Below are 13,905 nucleotides of genomic sequence, written 5' to 3'. Positions count from 1 at the left end.
TCCCCTTACCGCCCGTTCCCGTTACCGTGGATCATAAGCAACGCGCGGTAACAGGAAGATTCGACCGCATTCGTGGTCCGAACGGTGGCCGCCGCTCGGGGAATCGGCAGCGGCGCACCCTACGGCACTACTTCGGAGTACGACGACGGGCGCAATGCGATGTTCTCATCAATCCTCGTCGCCGATCCGTGGCCGGTACGCGTCGGGCATCGGCGCCCCACCGGCCACGAAGTCCTCGTGCTGATCGAGGAGGAGCCGTGCCTCCCGCCCGACGGCCCCTCGGGCACGCGCCAACGGTGGGAGCCAGTGGTGCGCCGAGACGGCGTCTCCGACCTCGATCGCGATCTGGGCCAGGCGGAGCCGGTACCGGTCGGTGCGGTCGTCGCCCGGGGCGTTCAGGGCGCCGTCGAAGTGGACCTCGGCTGCCTCGAAGGCACCTCGCCGGAAGAGGATCTCGCCTCGGATGCCGCGCTTCCAGGCGCTCAGGTCCGGATCTCCGGGTGTCCAGGGCGGCGGCTCGAACCAGTCGAGCTCCCGATCGGCCTGGTCCACCTGGTCGGCGCGGAGCCGGATCTCGGCCAGGTGGAGCTTCGCCTCCTGGAGGCCCGACCGTCGGAGGAGACCGGCAGCCAGGACGTCCTGCCCGCGGCGGATGGCGGAGCGGGCGAGCACGAGGGACGCGCCTCCCACCCCACCCTCGTCGGCCTGGTGCAGGAACGGAACGGCCTGCAGCTCCCGCCCGCCGCGCAGGTGCGCCTGGGCCACCCGCCACGCCCCGAGGGCGGCGAGCTCGCGATCCGGACCGGCTGCCGCCTGCTCCCACCATCCTCGGGCGATCCGCCCGTCAACCAGCCAGACGTCGACGTCGCCGAGCGCGATCAGGGCCCGTTGGTCCGGGAGTGCGGCCTCGAAGACCGGCCGGAGTGCGGCCCGCACCCCCTCGTCGCGGAGCCACGCCGACAGGAGGCCCGCACCGACCGCGACCCCGTTCGCGGCGCCGACGAGGTCCGTCGCGACACGGAGCACGTCGCGGCGCGCGAGGTCCCGTTCGAGGTCTGCTGCCATGCGCTCATGGTGGGCACTCCGGCTGCGACCCGCGACGCATTTCCGCTGCTCAGGCGATCGTGAAGGGCTCTCCGTAGACCGAGAACGACAGCGGCGTCCGCAGCGCGTAGTTCCCGTCGCGCGCGAGCTTCTGCTGCAGGTCGGTGATCCGGGTGACGTCGGTGTGCGCGGGCTCGGAGCGCATCACGACGATCCGCACCGTCCAGAACGCCTGCAGGTACTCGTCGAGGCCGCCGCCCTGCGCGGGGGTCCTCGCCTGCTTCTTCGCCGCCGCGCGGATGCCGCCGAAGCTCTGGCGGTCGGAGCCCGGGCCGTGCACGACCATCGCGTCGTAGTAGACGAACTGGCCGAGCGGCGGCAACCCGTCGGCCTTCGCCGCCGCGACGGCCGGGTCGAAGTAGGCGGAGTCCCGCAGGCGGTCCTGGGCGGCGAGGAACCGTCGGTCGGTCGCCGCCTCCCGCCACGCGCCCTCGAAGGCCTCGCCCAGCCCCTCGTGGGAGGCGCTCCCGTTCACGGCCTCCAGCGCCGGGAGGAAGTCGGCGAGCGGGTTCCCGGGCACGGTCGCGGTGTAGTTCCGGACCAGCGTCAGCATGTCGCCGGTGCCGGACGTGAAGCCGATCAGCCCGCCGGTGTAGCCGCGGCCGTCGCCGATGTCCTCGAGGTAGCCGTACTGCCCCTTCCAGTCCAGCGTCGAGTTCTCGGCGCTCGACACCAGCTGCATCGCGATGTCCTTCAGCGCCGGGTCGTGCAGGTCGGCCGGGGCCGGGGCGGCGGTGCTGGTCGCCGCCCGGGGCGCGGGCGGCGGGACGGCCGGGCCGGCCGCCGGGGAGACGGGCTCGACGACGATCGGCGCGACCGTGGGCGTCGCGGAGCCGCCGCACGCCGTGGCGAGGAGCAGTACCGCCGCGCACGCGGCCACGAGGAGGGTCGGGCGCCTCCGCACCACCGGAACCGCCTCCCCTCCGACGTCAGAAAGGCCGGCCCGGAAGCACTCCGGACCGGCCTCGACCTGCGGAGCCGCCTTCGGGATTCGAACCCGAGACCTACGCATTACGAGTGCGTTGCTCTGGCCGACTGAGCTAAGGCGGCAGCGGGACCGAGTGTAGGGGACCTGCCCGGCGCCCCGGACGGGCGGGGTCGGCGTGGCGAGCTGCTGCCGTCGGACGTCAGCCGTGTGCCACCGCTGACGGCCGGGAACAGGTCGCGGCGCGTGCGGGTTGGTCGTGGCATGTCCGTCACCGGCCTGGTCGTCGTCCTCGCGGTGCTCGCCGTCGCCACCGTCGTCGGCCTCGTCCTGCGCGCGCGGAGCGGCCGCGTCGTCCCGACGACGGGTCGGGTCGCCCCGGGCTGGAACCTCGTCGGGGTCGAGCCGGCGGCCGACGACCGGGTGCTCCTGCTCCAGCTGTCGTCCCCGATCTGCACGCCCTGCCGACAGACCGCGGTCCAGCTCACCGAGCTGAGCGGGACGCGCGACGGCCTGCGCCACGTCGAGGTCGACATCGCCGAGCGGCCCGAGATCGCGCGCACGCTCGACGTCATGCGCACCCCCACCACGGTCGCCTTCGCCCGCGACGGACGCGAGCTGCTGCGGGTGTCCGGCGTGCCCCGTCGTCAGGAACTGCTCGAGGCGCTGGACAGCGAGCTGACCTCCGCCCGATGATCGTCGACGTGCTGACCCGACGCCGCGCCGTGGACCACGGCCGCCTCGCCTCGGACCTCTGTCCGGGCCGCTGACCCCGCGCCCACCCCCCCCCCGACCGAGGAAGCACCCATGCAGCTCGACCCCCGCGGCGTCCGCTTCGCCGCGACCGTCACCACCGTCGTCCTGGCCGTCGTCCTGATCACCGGCAGCGGCCGGCTCGCCCTCGCCCAGGCCGTCGTGTTCGCCCTGCCGGCGCTGTTCGGGATGCGGTTCTCGCCCTACGGCGCCCTGTTCCGGGTCGCGGTGCGCCCGCGGCTGGGGCCGCCCACCGAGACCGAGGACGCCGCGCCGGTCCGGTTCTCGCAGACCGTCGGCCTGGTGTTCACCGTCGTCGCGGCCGCCGGGTACCTGAGCGGGCTGACCGCGCTCGGCGTCGTCGCGACCGCGTTCGCCCTGGCTGCCGCGTTCCTCAACGCCGCGTTCGGGTTCTGCCTCGGCTGCGAGATGTACGGGCTGCTCGCCCGGGCCCGGGGCGCGCGCACCGCCTGACAGCATGCGGGGCGTGGAGCTCCGCGACGTCCGCCCGGCGACGACCACCGACCGGGCATGGGTGACCTGGGCGGTCGGGCAGATCACCGCGGACACCCGCCGGTCCGCGGACACCCACCTGCTGCGGCTGCCGGGCGGGGGCGACGTCCAGCTGTACCTCAAGGACGAGTCGACGCACCCGACCGGCAGCCTCAAGCACCGGCTCGCCCGCAGCCTGTTCCTCTACGCGCTCTGCAACGGCGACATCGGCCTCGACACCACCGTCGTCGAGGCCTCCTCCGGCTCGACCGCCGTCAGCGAGGCGTACTTCGCGCGGCTCGTCGGGCTGCCGTTCGTGGCGGTGATGGCCCGCTCCACCAGCGCCCGCAAGGTCCGGCTGATCGAGCGCGAGGGCGGCACCTGCGCGTTCGTCGACGCCGCCGGCGAGGTCTACGCGGAGGCCCGCCGGATCGCCGACGCGTGCGGCGGCCACTACCTCGACCAGTTCACCCACGCCGAGCGCGCGACCGACTGGCGCGGCAACAACAACATCGCCGAGTCGATCTTCGACCAGCTCGCCGAGGAGCCGCACCCGGTCCCGACCTGGGTCGTCGTCGGCGCCGGCACCGGCGGCACGAGCGCGACGATCGGCCGCTACCTGCGCTACCGCGGCCACGCCACGCGGCTCGCCGTCGTCGACCCGGAGGGCTCGGCCTTCCTGCGCCACTACGCCGGCGAGGAGCCGACCGGGCCCGGCTCGCGGATCGAGGGCATCGGGCGGCCGCGGGTCGAGCCGTCGTTCGTGCCGCGGGTCGTCGACCGGATGCTCGGCGTTCCCGACGGCGGGTCGGTCGCGGCGATGCGGTTCCTCGCCGATCGCTTCGGCATCGACGCCGGGCCGTCCACCGGGACCAACGTGTTCGGCGCCCTGCACCTCGCCGGCGAGATGGTGGAGCGGGGCGAGCAGGGCAGCATCGTCACGCTGCTGTGCGACCGGGCCGACCGGTACCGCGCCACCTTCGGCGACGACGCCTGGCTGGCGGCGCAGGGGATCGACCCGGCGTCGTACGCGGAGTCCGTGGAGGTGGGCTTCGCCCAGGTGAGCAGTAAGGGGGGCTATAGGCCCACTTAGTGCTCACCTGCGCGTCAGCGCACCTCCCGGAGCCGGTCCACGACGTCGCTCGAGGCGCCCGCTCCCCCGACGTCGAGCTGGGTGAGGGTCGCGACGCCGTCGTCGAGCAGGTCGACGTCGTCGTCGGGCCCGTCGGTCGGGACCCGCATCTCCTCGCCGTCGAGCTCCACGACGAGCGGGTCGCGGACCCGGACCTCCTCCGCCGGGCCGCCCGCCGGGTAGTTGACGTTGACGACGACGCCGGGCGCGAACAGGTCCGGGCCGAGCGTCCGCACGAGCTTCGCGACGTAGGCGGCGGTCGCGGCGCAGTCGTCCTCCGACCGGCCGCGGTGCGTCGACGAGGCGATGGCCGGGATACCCGCCCGCGCCGCGGTCACGGCGGCTCCGACGGTGCCCGACTCGACGATGCCGGTCCCGGAGTTGTGCCCGAGGTTGGTCCCGGAGACGACGAGGTCGGGCGGGTCGTCGCGCATGAGGTCCAGCCCGGCGCGCACGGCGTCGACCGGATAGCCGTCGACGGCGTAGACGCCGCGGTCCTTCTCGTCGAGCTCGGTGCGCCCGTCGGACGAGGCGCCCGCTCCGCTGCGATTGCCCGACGGGGCGACCAGCGTGACGTCGTACCCGGCGCCGGACAGCGCGGCGCGCATGGCCGTGATCCCGCCCGCGTCCCACCCGTCGTCGTCGGTGAGGAGGACGCGGAGCTTCGCGGGCGGGGCGGAGGTGGTGGTCGTCGGCGCGGGGGCCTCCCGCGCCTGCAGGGTCGCCGTGGGCGGGGCCGGCGGAGCGACCGGCGTGGCCGCGCACGCCCCGCAGAGCAGGGCGCCGACGACGGCGAGGACGAGACGCGGTGCGATCACGACGGCGGGTGCAGCGCGACGGGGAGGCGGTCGAGGTCGATGCCGAACAGCTCGCGATAGGCGACCAGGGCCTCGTCGTCGGGAAGGTCGTCCTCGGTCCGTTTCCGGTCGGGCGCGGTGACGATCCGGTGCGCGCCCGCCATCGTGACCCGGCCGCCGTCCGCGGTGGGGAGCGAGCAGGTGGGGCCGTGGGTGAACCCGGAGTCCGGGTGGGTGGCGGTCCACCAGCAGGTCGGGCCGAAGTCCTCCCACGACCGTGCCCGGCGCTCGAGCCGGTAGCCGGGCCTGCCGTCGGGACCGACGACCTCGACGTCGCCGTCGGGCTGCGGGTCGATCTGCGTCGACGGTTCGTCGAGGGAGGCCGGCAGCACGAGGAACCCGCCGAAGCCGACGTCGACGAGGAGTCCGTCGACCTGCAGGGCCAGGTGGGCGAGCGGAGCCGTGTCGCCCCGGGGGGTGTGGACGACGCCGCCGAGGAACCGCACGTCGTGCCCCAGCTCGGTGAGCAGCCGGCCGAACGACCCGTTGAGCTCGTAGCAGAACCCGCCCCGCCGACGGCGCACGATCTTCTCGAAGAGGCCCTCCGGCGTGAGGTCGATCGGCTCGCCGAGGTGGATCGACAGGTTCTCGAACGGCACCGACCGGTAGTGCCGGTCGGCGAGCACCGCGACGTCGTCGTCCTCGCGCGCGCCGATGCGCCCGAGGTATGCCCTCACATCCACGCGCCCGGTATACACGGCCCCATGCGCGTCGCCCTCGCTCAGATCCTGGCCACCGACGATCCGAAGGCGAATCTGGAGCTCATCCGCGACCACACGGCGCTGGCCGCGCAGCAGGGCGCGACGGTCGTGGTGTTCCCGGAGGCGACGATGTGCCGCTTCGGGGTGTCGCTCAAGCCGGTCGCCGAGCCCCTCGACGGGCCCTGGGCCACCGAGGTGCGCGCGATCGCCGAGCAGCACGGGGTGCTGGTGGTGGCCGGCATGTTCACCCCGACCGACGACGGGCGGGTGACCAACACGCTGCTCGCGGTCGGACGTGGCGTCGACACCTCCTACGACAAGATCCACCTCTACGACGCGTTCGGGTTCGCCGAGTCGAAGACCGTCGCGCCCGGCTCCTCGCCGGTCGTCGTCGAGGTCGACGGCGAGACCCTCGGCCTCGCGGTCTGCTACGACGTGCGCTTCCCCGAGCTGTTCCGCGCCCTCGCCGACCGGGGCGCCTCGACCGTGCTGCTCCCGGCCTCGTGGGGTGCGGGCGAGGGCAAGATCGAGCAGTGGGAGCTGCTCGTGCGCGCCCGGGCGGTCGACTCCACGACGTTCGTGGTGGCCTGCGACCAGGCCGACCCGCTGGCACGGGGTCTGGACCCGGGGAAGGCGCCGCGCGGAGTGGGCCACTCGCTCGTCGCCGGCCCGACGGGGACGATCGTCGAGTCGCTGGCGGACGACCCGGGCCTGCTCGTCGTGGACGTGGACACCGCGTCGGTGGCGAAGGTCCGCGAGGTGCTGCCGGTGCTCGCGAACCGGCGGATGTAGCGGTGGCGAAGGGAGGCAGCGTCAAGCGGGTGGCCGCCGCGCTGGAGGAACTGGGCCTGGGAGGGCGCTCCCGTGAACTGCCCGACTCGACGCGGACGGCGGCCGAGGCGGGTGCCGCGCTCGGTTGCGAGGTCGGGCAGATCGTGAAGTCGCTGGTCTTCCGGCTGCCCTCGACGGACGCGGCCGTGCTGGTGCTCGCGTCGGGGTCGACGCGGGTGGACGTCGGGAAGCTGTCCGCGGTCCTCGGCGAGCCGGTCGAGCAGGCGTCCGGCACGTTCGTGCGGGAGCGGACGGGGTTCGCGATCGGCGGCGTCGCGCCCGTCGGCCTGGTGGCCCCGGTGCGGACCCTGATCGACCGTGGCGTCCTGGCCTGGGACCGGGTCTGGGCCGCGGCCGGCTCACCCCGGACCGTCTTCGACGCGACGCCGGCCGAGCTGGTGGAGGCCACCGGCGGCACGGTGGTGGACGTCGCGGAGTAGCTCTCCCGGGCCGTTTCGGGCGTTCGGAGGCGACGCCGAGGTTCACAGGGGGCAGGTCCGGGCGCGGTTCGGCCTGCCTGACGTGAACCTCGCGGCAGAAGGGCTGGGCGGGCGGCGGCGCGAGTGGCCCCGTTGACGCATCTGACGACATGAATGGGCCACAGACGCGGGCGGCCCACCCCACCTCGCCCCACCGGCCGTCGTGAGGTGCACATGGGGCAGGTCCGGGCGGTGACTCGGTCGGCGCGCCGCGACTTCAGTGGCAGGGAGCGCAGCGGAGTGCACCTGATGCCACTGAAGTCGTCACCGCTGTGGCGGGAGCTTCCTGACGACGAGCGCGATCGCCTCCTCGGCCCTCGCGCACGGATCAGTGGTCTGGCGGCTCGTCAACCCCGACCACTCGGTCTCGAGTGCCTGGCGCGGACCGAGTCCGGTGGTCACGGTGCACGTGTTGTCGTCCGGCCTGGAGCGCTGCCGGACAGCGGGCATCCCCTCGACCGTCGTCGGTACGAAGATCGGGAGCACACGCGATCGGTAGGTGTCGACGAGCAGGTCGCGGTCGGCGTTGACGGCCATGGCGAGCCGCCCACGTTCCGCGGTCGGCCACGAGCATTCCTGAACATCGACCGACGTTCGTTGGACGCCCGGGCCACGCAGACCGAGCGCCTGCAGTTCGGACCCGGACAGCAGCGTGCAGGGTTGTCCGGCATACGCAGTGACGTCGCGGGGTGCGTCGACGACCGGCGCGCCGTACCGAGCGGACGTCGGTGAGGTCGACGGAGACGGCAGGTCCGGAGCCGGTGTGGAACAACTCGCCAGGAGAGCCATGAGTGCGACGAACCAGACCGCCTCACGGCCGCGCATCGAACCCGCGTCGACTCGCATCTTCTGCGGTCTGGTAGTCACGGAGTTCCGTCTCGATCGCGGTCATCAGCCCCTCGATTCGGCTGATTCCGCCGTCGATCGCGTTCAGGAGACTCCCGGGTCCACCGACGGCGATGGCCTCGAAGACCGTTGCGGCATCACGACTCACCTGGTCGCCGGTGCCCGGGTCGATCTTGCCCAGCTGGACCGCGTCCCGCCTCATCGCGGTGAGTTCCTCGACGGCCTGCTGTAGGTCCCGCAGCACCTGGGGCGCCGCGGCGAGGTCGACGGAGAACGCGTTCCCGACGTCGGCGACCGGCATCGCCTGGCGCGGCATGACCTGGCCGGTGGACAGGACGGTCGGGTCGGAGGCCTGGGGCGGCGGAGCGGGGAAGGGCGGGGCGCCACGGGACGGCTCCGTGTACAGGCCGGGCGGCACCGGGACGCTCACCCGACCCACGCTAATCAGCCGGACCCGTCGTCGGGAACGGAATGGACGAACTCAGCGGAGCAGTCCGGCGACGTCGCCGGCGGCGAGGAGCATCGTCAGGACCGGGACGACGCCCGTGGCGGGGACGCGGAAGGAGCGGCCGTCCTGCTCGACGACGCGGGCTGCGGTCAGGGCGCGCAGGTGGTGGTAGACCTGCCCCGTCGAGGAGAGCTCGGCGGCGTCCTGGAGCTCGGCCGCCGAGGCGGGGCCGGTGAGCAGGCGGCGGACCAGCGCGAGCCGCACCGGGTGGCCGAGCGCGGCGAGGACCTCGGCCGTGGGGGCGGCCGGTAGCCCGAGGGCGGCCGACGGCGAGTAGTCGATGCGCCACGACACCTCGCCGTGGAGCCGGACCGCGCCCTCGTAGGACACGACCCCGGAGTCGTCGACGACCTCCGCGGACGACGACGGAGCGGCGGCCTCCAACGCCGTGACGCGGGCCTCGAGGGCGGCGAGGCGCTCGTCGTCGGTCACGCCGTGATCGTCCCACTCACGCGACGCAGAGCAGGCGGTCGAGCCACCGCGACGACACGAGGGCGTTCAGCGCGAGGCCCTGCTGGCCCGCGACCTGCTCGCCGACCGGCGGGGTCGCGGGGAGGTCGCGGCCGAGCACGACGGCGTAGCCGAGGGAGCCGTCGTTCCGACGCAGGAAGCCCCCGAAGGTGAGGACGTCGACGAAGCTGCCGCTCTTGAACCCCACGGTCCCGACGCCGGGTGTCGGCCCCTGCCAGGTCAGCTCCCGCGCGGCGAGGTCGGCGCCGGGGACGGCCCCGGTCGCGATCGCCCGGTGGACGCCGAGCAGCTGGGCGGGCGTGCCCAGCGCGGTGGTCGCCGACCAGGCGCGCGCGTCGGCGACGAAGCGGGCCGGGTCCTGCTGCGCCGCGGCGGCGATCCGGCGGGCGACCTCGTCGCGGAAGGCCGGGTCGTCGGCGACCCGACGGCCGAGGGGACCGTCGAGGTCCACGACCTGAGCGTGACTCGCCCCCGCCGGCACGAGGTCCGGCATGGCGAGGCGGGCCGCCGCACCGGCGAACCCGGGCAGCTCGACGTCCGTCCAGCCGGTCGAGGCGGCGGCCGCCCGGAGGGCGTCGTCGCCGAGCCGCGCCCGCACCCAGTCGGCCGCGGCGTTGTCGCTCTCCCGGATCATCGCGGTGACCAGCTGGCCGACGGTGTAGTCCGGGCCGGGACCGAGCCGCTGGAGGGCGCTCGGGTGCGCGTTCCCGTCCGTGCCCGGCACGTACCAGCGCTCCCAGTCGGCGCGGGTGACCCGCCCGTCGGCGCGCACCCGTCCGTCGGCCACCGCGGCGGCGTACGCCGTCAGGTGCACGACCTTGACGGCCGAGGCGAGCGGGAGGGGCGTGTCGGGAGCGTGCGAGACGACGTGTCCGCGCCCGTCGTCGACCACGAGCCCGACAGTGTCGGGTCGGATCGCGATGCGCCCGAGCCACCCGTCGGGGGTGGTGAGGTCGGTCGACGTCGGGGCCGTGCAGCCGGCCGGTCGCAGCGGGGTCGACGGCGGGACGGCGGCCGTTCCTCCGGCGCAGCCCACCAGCACCACACCCGCGACCACCGTGATTACGAGAATCCGGAATCTCGACATGCCGACAAGCTAGCAGGCGTCGCGCGATGTTCGCCTCCCCGACGGCGTGGCCGTGAGCGTCGTGGGGCAGGACACCGGCATGGCGTTCACGTGGATCCGCGGCCGGCTCGTGGTGGTCGGCTACTCCCCCGACGGCGACTCGGTGCGGTTCGTGCCCGACGAGATCGCGACCGTGCGGGGGCTGGAGAACGGCCGTCGAGTCCGTCCGAGCGAGCGCGACGGGAGCATCCAGCTGCGCCTCGACGCGATCGACGCCCCGGAGACCCACTACCAGGACCAGGCGCAGCCCCTCGCCGACGAGGCCCGCGCGACGCTGCTCGACGCGGTGGGGTTCCGCGAGGTCCGGTTCGACGACAACGGCACGGTCACCGCGGCGACCCCCGACTCGGTGCCCGCCGCGATCTGCGCCGCGCTCGTCGAGGTCAACGGCCGTCCGGTGACCCTGCTCGTGACCGGGGACGCGGCCCAGGCCCACGCGGACGGCGACGAAATCGACCCGGCCACCGTCGTCGACGCCTCGGTCAACGCGGCGCAGACGACGGGCGGCCGCGCCTACCTCACGCTGTACACCTCGACCCCGGAGCCGGTACGGCGCCGCTTCCTCGAACTCGCCGCCTCGGCGACGGGGCCGGGCAGCGTGTGGGCGGCCGACCGGTCGGGCGGGTTCACGCTGACGAAGCAGGCCGACGTCGGACCGGACGGGCAGTTGATCCTGCCCAAGCTCTTCCGCCGCGCGACCGACTACCTGCGCGCGGACACGTCCGGGACCTTCCTCGAATGGCTCCGCGACCAGGGCGCCGACGACGACCCGGTCGAGGCCGCGGGCCGGCGCACGACCCTGTCCGCGCTGATCACGCAGGACGGCGACCGGGTCTCGCTCACGGTGCCGATCACCGACCTGGTCTTCGTCGAGGACTGAGCGCGACTACCCCGCCCGCAGGGCCGTCACCATCGCCTCGACCGCGATCTGCGGCTTCACGTTCGTCTCCAGCGCCTCACGGCAGGCCAGCACGGCCTCGAGGCGCCGGAGCGCGGACTCGCGCGACCCGTCGCGCGCGGCGTTCTCCACCTCGATCGCGCGGTCGGGGTGCGTGGCGGCGACCTCGGCGCCGAACCCGCGGACGAGCACGTCGCGGTAGTAGCCCGCGAGGTCGATGAGCGCCCGGTCGATCGAGTCGCGCTTCGTGCGGGTCTGCCGCGCCTTCTGCGCCTTCTCGAGCTCCTTCTCCGCCGCCTTCGCCGCACGCTGCGCCGACGCGACCCCCTTGCCGGTGCCGCCCGCGCCCATCGAGACGGCGAGCTCCTCGCGCTCGGCCTCGTCGCGCGCGCCGGTGACGGCGGCGACCTCGGCCTCCGCGGCGGCCAGCATCCCGTCGGCCGCCTCGAACACCTCGGCCGCACTGCGCAGCGCCCGCGGCACGGCCAGCACCTTCTCGCGGCGTTCGCGTGCGTCCTCGTCGCGCGCGAGGCGCCGGGCCCGCCCGATGTGCCCGCCGCTCACGCTCGCCGCCCACGAGGCGGTCTGCGCGTCGATCCCGTCGCGCTCGCGCAGCACCTCGGCGATCGCCGCCGCCTGCGGGGTGCGCAGCCGCAGCGGGCGACAGCGGGACCGGATGGTGACGCTGACGTCATCGGGGTGCTCGCTCGGGGCACAGAGCAGGAACACCGTGCGCTCGTTCGGTTCCTCGACCGCCTTGAGCACCGCGTTGGACGCCTGCTCGGTCATCCGGTCGGCGTCCTCTATGAGGACGACCTGCCAGCGGGCGGTAGTGGGCATCCGCGCGGCCCGCTCGATGACCGCGCGCATCTCCTTGACGCTCAGCGACAGCCCCTCGGTGGCCACCTCGTGGACGTCCGCGTGCGTGCCCGCCAGCACCGTGTGGCAGACCTGGCACGCGTCGCACCCACCGCGCGGGCACTGCAGGGCCGCCGCGAACGCGCGCGCCGCCACCGACCGACCCGACCCGGGCGGCCCGGTGAACAGCCACGCGTGTGTCATCCCGCCGGACTGCCGCGGCCCGTCCTCCGGGTCGTCGAAACTGAACCGCACGTGCGCCGCGTGCTCGGCGGCCGCGCGGAGCTCCGCCACCGCCTCCGGCTGCCCCACGACCTGCGACCACACGCTCACGGGTCCGATGATGCCCCAGCCCCCCGACAGCCTCCGCCTACAGGTGCAGGGCCAGCGCGAACACCGCGATGAGGACCGCGGTCAGCACGATCAACGGCGCACCCAGCCGCACCCCGCCCAGGGGGTGACGGGCCCCGGCCCCGGACGGACCTGCGGGGCGCCGCGCCCCGGCGCGCCACTCCCCGAACTGCGCCCGGAACTCCGCCTCCTCGCGTCGCTCCCGCTGCCAGGCCGACTCCTCGACGTCGGCCGGCCCGGCCGTCGACGGCGCGACGTACTCGGGCGGCAGCACCCGCTCGGTCCGGGGACGCGGGATCGGGCGCGGTGGCGGCACGTCGCGCGCGATCGGGCGCAGCGCCCGCTCGCGGTCGGCGTCCATCCACCGTGCCACCGCGTCGGGCTCGGTCGGGCCCGGGAGCCGCAGGTCGTACGGGGCCGACGCGGCGACCGTCGGGTCGTCCTCCCGTCGGGTCCCGGTCCCGTCCGGCCCGGCGAGGGGGTCCTGGAACCCCTCGGTCCTGCGCTCGTCCATCTCTCGACCATCACACTTTCGGGTGGCATCGGCCAGTACTCCACGGAGCCCGCCGCGCGTGGCGATGTCGGGCAGCGGGCAGGAGACCGGCATGGGACTGAACTACCGCAAGAAGCGTCGGCTGGGCCCGCTCCCGATCTGGCGCAACGTGTCGCGCTCCGAGTCCGGCAAGACCGTGTCGTACTCGGTCAAGCTCGGCCCGTGGACGTGGAACAGCCGCACGAAGAAGAGCACCGTCGACCTCCCGGGCGGCTACTCGTACACGTCGGACTGAGTCACTCGCAGGCGACGCCGTCGCCGTCGCGGTCCAGCTTGGGCGCGTAGCCCGCCTGGCCGCGGTGCAGCGGGGTGACGCCGGCGGCGCGGGCCTCGCTGCAGTTCTTGTACGAGCCGGCGGGCTTCGGCGCCGCGGCCACGGGCCGCGGGGCCGGCTTCGGCGCCTGGGACTGCGGCTTCGGCTTGGGCTGCGGCTTCGGCGACGGATTCCCGACGACGGGCGCGGCGGTCCGGGTGGTGCTGGTGGTCGCGCCCCCGCAGGTGCGGCCGTTGCCGTCCAGGCCACGCAGGCGGGCCTGCACCGCGGGCGACGCGTCGTTGCGCCCCTTCGAGTAGATGGCCGTGTGGTCGGCGCGGACCATCATCTCGGCGAAGTCGCCGCCGGAGTAGGAGACGTAGCGCAGCTGGCGGCCGTAGCGGTCGAGGTCGACGCCGGGCTCGGTGGTGAGCCGCACGGATTGGCCGAGGATCGCGTCCTCGGCGGCCCGCGTGGCCTTCCGTCCGCCGACCGTCGGGGCCTCGCAGGAGTCGATGCCGAGCACCCGCACCTCGGTGCCGCCGTCGACGACGAACGTGTCGCCGTCGATCACGCGGGTGACCATCGCGCCGGTCGTGTCGCCTCCCCCGGCGCCGGCGGCGGTGTCGGCCACCGGCGAGGCGACGCCGGCAGCCCCGCCACCCGACGTCGGGAAGGAGCGGGACGACGTCTCCGGCACACAGCCGGCGAGCAGCAGCACGGCCACGACGGCCCCCACGACGAGCGCGACGATGCGCACGGATCCC

General features: G+C 74.4%; 18 protein-coding genes and 1 tRNA gene. 7 read left to right on the top strand and 12 right to left on the bottom strand.

The window, feature by feature from the left end; all coding sequences use genetic code 11:
• Positions 1-168 precede the first annotated feature (168 nt).
• From BJ983_RS24090 to BJ983_RS24080, 3 genes are all read right to left on the bottom strand, one after another.
• Positions 169-1,065: a hypothetical protein gene (locus BJ983_RS24090; protein WP_179796118.1), complete on the bottom strand. Its 897-nt coding sequence runs from the start codon at positions 1,063-1,065 to the stop codon at positions 169-171.
• A gap of 49 nt (positions 1,066-1,114) precedes the next feature.
• Complete coding sequence (locus tag BJ983_RS24085) at positions 1,115-2,011, bottom strand: chitosanase (protein WP_343054333.1); 897 nt, start codon at positions 2,009-2,011, stop codon at positions 1,115-1,117.
• Between the two features lie 69 nt (positions 2,012-2,080).
• Positions 2,081-2,154, bottom strand: a tRNA-Thr gene (locus tag BJ983_RS24080).
• Between the two features lie 139 nt (positions 2,155-2,293).
• Here BJ983_RS24080 and BJ983_RS24075 point away from each other — a divergent pair.
• The 3 genes from BJ983_RS24075 (at position 2,294) to BJ983_RS24065 (ending at position 4,367) form a co-directional block, all read left to right on the top strand.
• Entirely contained in the window at positions 2,294-2,725 is a 432-nt protein-coding gene (locus BJ983_RS24075; protein WP_179796116.1) for a thioredoxin family protein, read from the top strand.
• 111 nt (positions 2,726-2,836) lie between these two features.
• Positions 2,837-3,256 carry a DUF4395 domain-containing protein gene (locus tag BJ983_RS24070; protein WP_179796115.1) on the top strand — a complete coding sequence of 140 codons (420 nt, stop codon included), beginning with the start codon at positions 2,837-2,839 and terminating at the stop codon, positions 3,254-3,256.
• 4 nt (positions 3,257-3,260) lie between these two features.
• Entirely contained in the window at positions 3,261-4,367 is a 1,107-nt protein-coding gene (locus tag BJ983_RS24065) for a PLP-dependent cysteine synthase family protein (protein ID WP_218890448.1), read from the top strand.
• Positions 4,368-4,381: 14 nt separating this feature from the next.
• Here the strand turns inward: BJ983_RS24065 and surE are convergent, their stop codons facing one another.
• Both surE and BJ983_RS24055 read right to left on the bottom strand, forming a co-directional pair.
• On the bottom strand, positions 4,382-5,224 hold the full coding sequence (gene surE, locus BJ983_RS24060; protein ID WP_179796114.1) for a 5'/3'-nucleotidase SurE: 843 nt from the start codon (positions 5,222-5,224) through the stop codon (positions 4,382-4,384).
• Positions 5,221-5,946: an arylamine N-acetyltransferase gene (locus BJ983_RS24055; RefSeq protein ID WP_179796113.1), complete on the bottom strand. Its 726-nt coding sequence runs from the start codon at positions 5,944-5,946 to the stop codon at positions 5,221-5,223. The genes surE and BJ983_RS24055 overlap by 4 nt, the downstream gene beginning before the upstream one ends.
• Before the next feature lie 21 nt (positions 5,947-5,967).
• Here BJ983_RS24055 and BJ983_RS24050 point away from each other — a divergent pair, with 21 nt between their 5' ends.
• Positions 5,968-6,756: a carbon-nitrogen hydrolase family protein gene (locus tag BJ983_RS24050; protein ID WP_179796112.1), complete on the top strand. Its 789-nt coding sequence runs from the start codon at positions 5,968-5,970 to the stop codon at positions 6,754-6,756.
• Positions 6,757-6,758: 2 nt separating this feature from the next.
• On the top strand, positions 6,759-7,235 hold the full coding sequence (locus BJ983_RS24045; RefSeq protein WP_343054332.1) for a YbaK/EbsC family protein: 477 nt from the start codon (positions 6,759-6,761) through the stop codon (positions 7,233-7,235).
• 303 nt (positions 7,236-7,538) lie between these two features.
• Here the strand turns inward: BJ983_RS24045 and BJ983_RS24040 are convergent, their stop codons facing one another.
• Genes BJ983_RS24040 through BJ983_RS24025 form a run of 4 tightly spaced genes read right to left on the bottom strand, consistent with a single transcriptional unit; the run spans position 7,539 to position 10,186 of the window.
• Positions 7,539-8,063: a DUF3558 domain-containing protein gene (locus BJ983_RS24040; RefSeq protein WP_179796111.1), complete on the bottom strand. Its 525-nt coding sequence runs from the start codon at positions 8,061-8,063 to the stop codon at positions 7,539-7,541.
• Between the two features lie 22 nt (positions 8,064-8,085).
• On the bottom strand, positions 8,086-8,550 hold the full coding sequence (locus BJ983_RS24035; RefSeq protein WP_179796110.1) for a hypothetical protein: 465 nt from the start codon (positions 8,548-8,550) through the stop codon (positions 8,086-8,088).
• Positions 8,551-8,601: 51 nt separating this feature from the next.
• A complete protein-coding gene (locus tag BJ983_RS24030) occupies positions 8,602-9,060 on the bottom strand; it encodes a helix-turn-helix domain-containing protein (RefSeq protein ID WP_179796109.1) in 459 nt (152 codons plus the stop codon).
• 16 nt (positions 9,061-9,076) lie between these two features.
• The gene (locus BJ983_RS24025; RefSeq protein WP_179796108.1) at positions 9,077-10,186 is read right to left on the bottom strand and encodes a serine hydrolase; all 1,110 of its coding nucleotides are present in this window, start codon (positions 10,184-10,186) and stop codon (positions 9,077-9,079) included.
• Positions 10,187-10,238: 52 nt separating this feature from the next.
• On the opposite strand from BJ983_RS24025, the gene BJ983_RS24020 reads away from it, so the two are divergent.
• Positions 10,239-11,105, top strand: coding sequence for a nuclease (locus BJ983_RS24020; protein ID WP_179796107.1), 867 nt, complete (start codon positions 10,239-10,241; stop codon positions 11,103-11,105).
• 6 nt (positions 11,106-11,111) lie between these two features.
• Here the strand turns inward: BJ983_RS24020 and BJ983_RS24015 are convergent, their stop codons facing one another.
• Positions 11,112-12,314, bottom strand: coding sequence for a DNA polymerase III subunit delta' (locus BJ983_RS24015; RefSeq protein WP_343054331.1), 1,203 nt, complete (start codon positions 12,312-12,314; stop codon positions 11,112-11,114).
• 37 nt (positions 12,315-12,351) lie between these two features.
• A complete protein-coding gene (locus BJ983_RS24010; protein WP_179796106.1) occupies positions 12,352-12,846 on the bottom strand; it encodes a hypothetical protein in 495 nt (164 codons plus the stop codon).
• Between the two features lie 58 nt (positions 12,847-12,904).
• Between BJ983_RS24010 and BJ983_RS24005 the strand changes: the two genes are divergently transcribed.
• The gene (locus BJ983_RS24005) at positions 12,905-13,120 is read left to right on the top strand and encodes a DUF4236 domain-containing protein (protein WP_218890446.1); all 216 of its coding nucleotides are present in this window, start codon (positions 12,905-12,907) and stop codon (positions 13,118-13,120) included.
• A 1-nt stretch (position 13,121) separates the two neighbouring features.
• Here the strand turns inward: BJ983_RS24005 and BJ983_RS32535 are convergent, their stop codons facing one another.
• Complete coding sequence (locus BJ983_RS32535; RefSeq protein ID WP_218890444.1) at positions 13,122-13,898, bottom strand: excalibur calcium-binding domain-containing protein; 777 nt, start codon at positions 13,896-13,898, stop codon at positions 13,122-13,124.
• Positions 13,899-13,905: the final 7 nt, after the last annotated feature.

The organism is Actinomycetospora corticicola (assembly GCF_013409505.1).
GTDB classification, from domain to species: domain Bacteria; phylum Actinomycetota; class Actinomycetes; order Mycobacteriales; family Pseudonocardiaceae; genus Actinomycetospora; species Actinomycetospora corticicola.
This window is presented reverse-complemented; position numbering and strand designations above follow the sequence as displayed.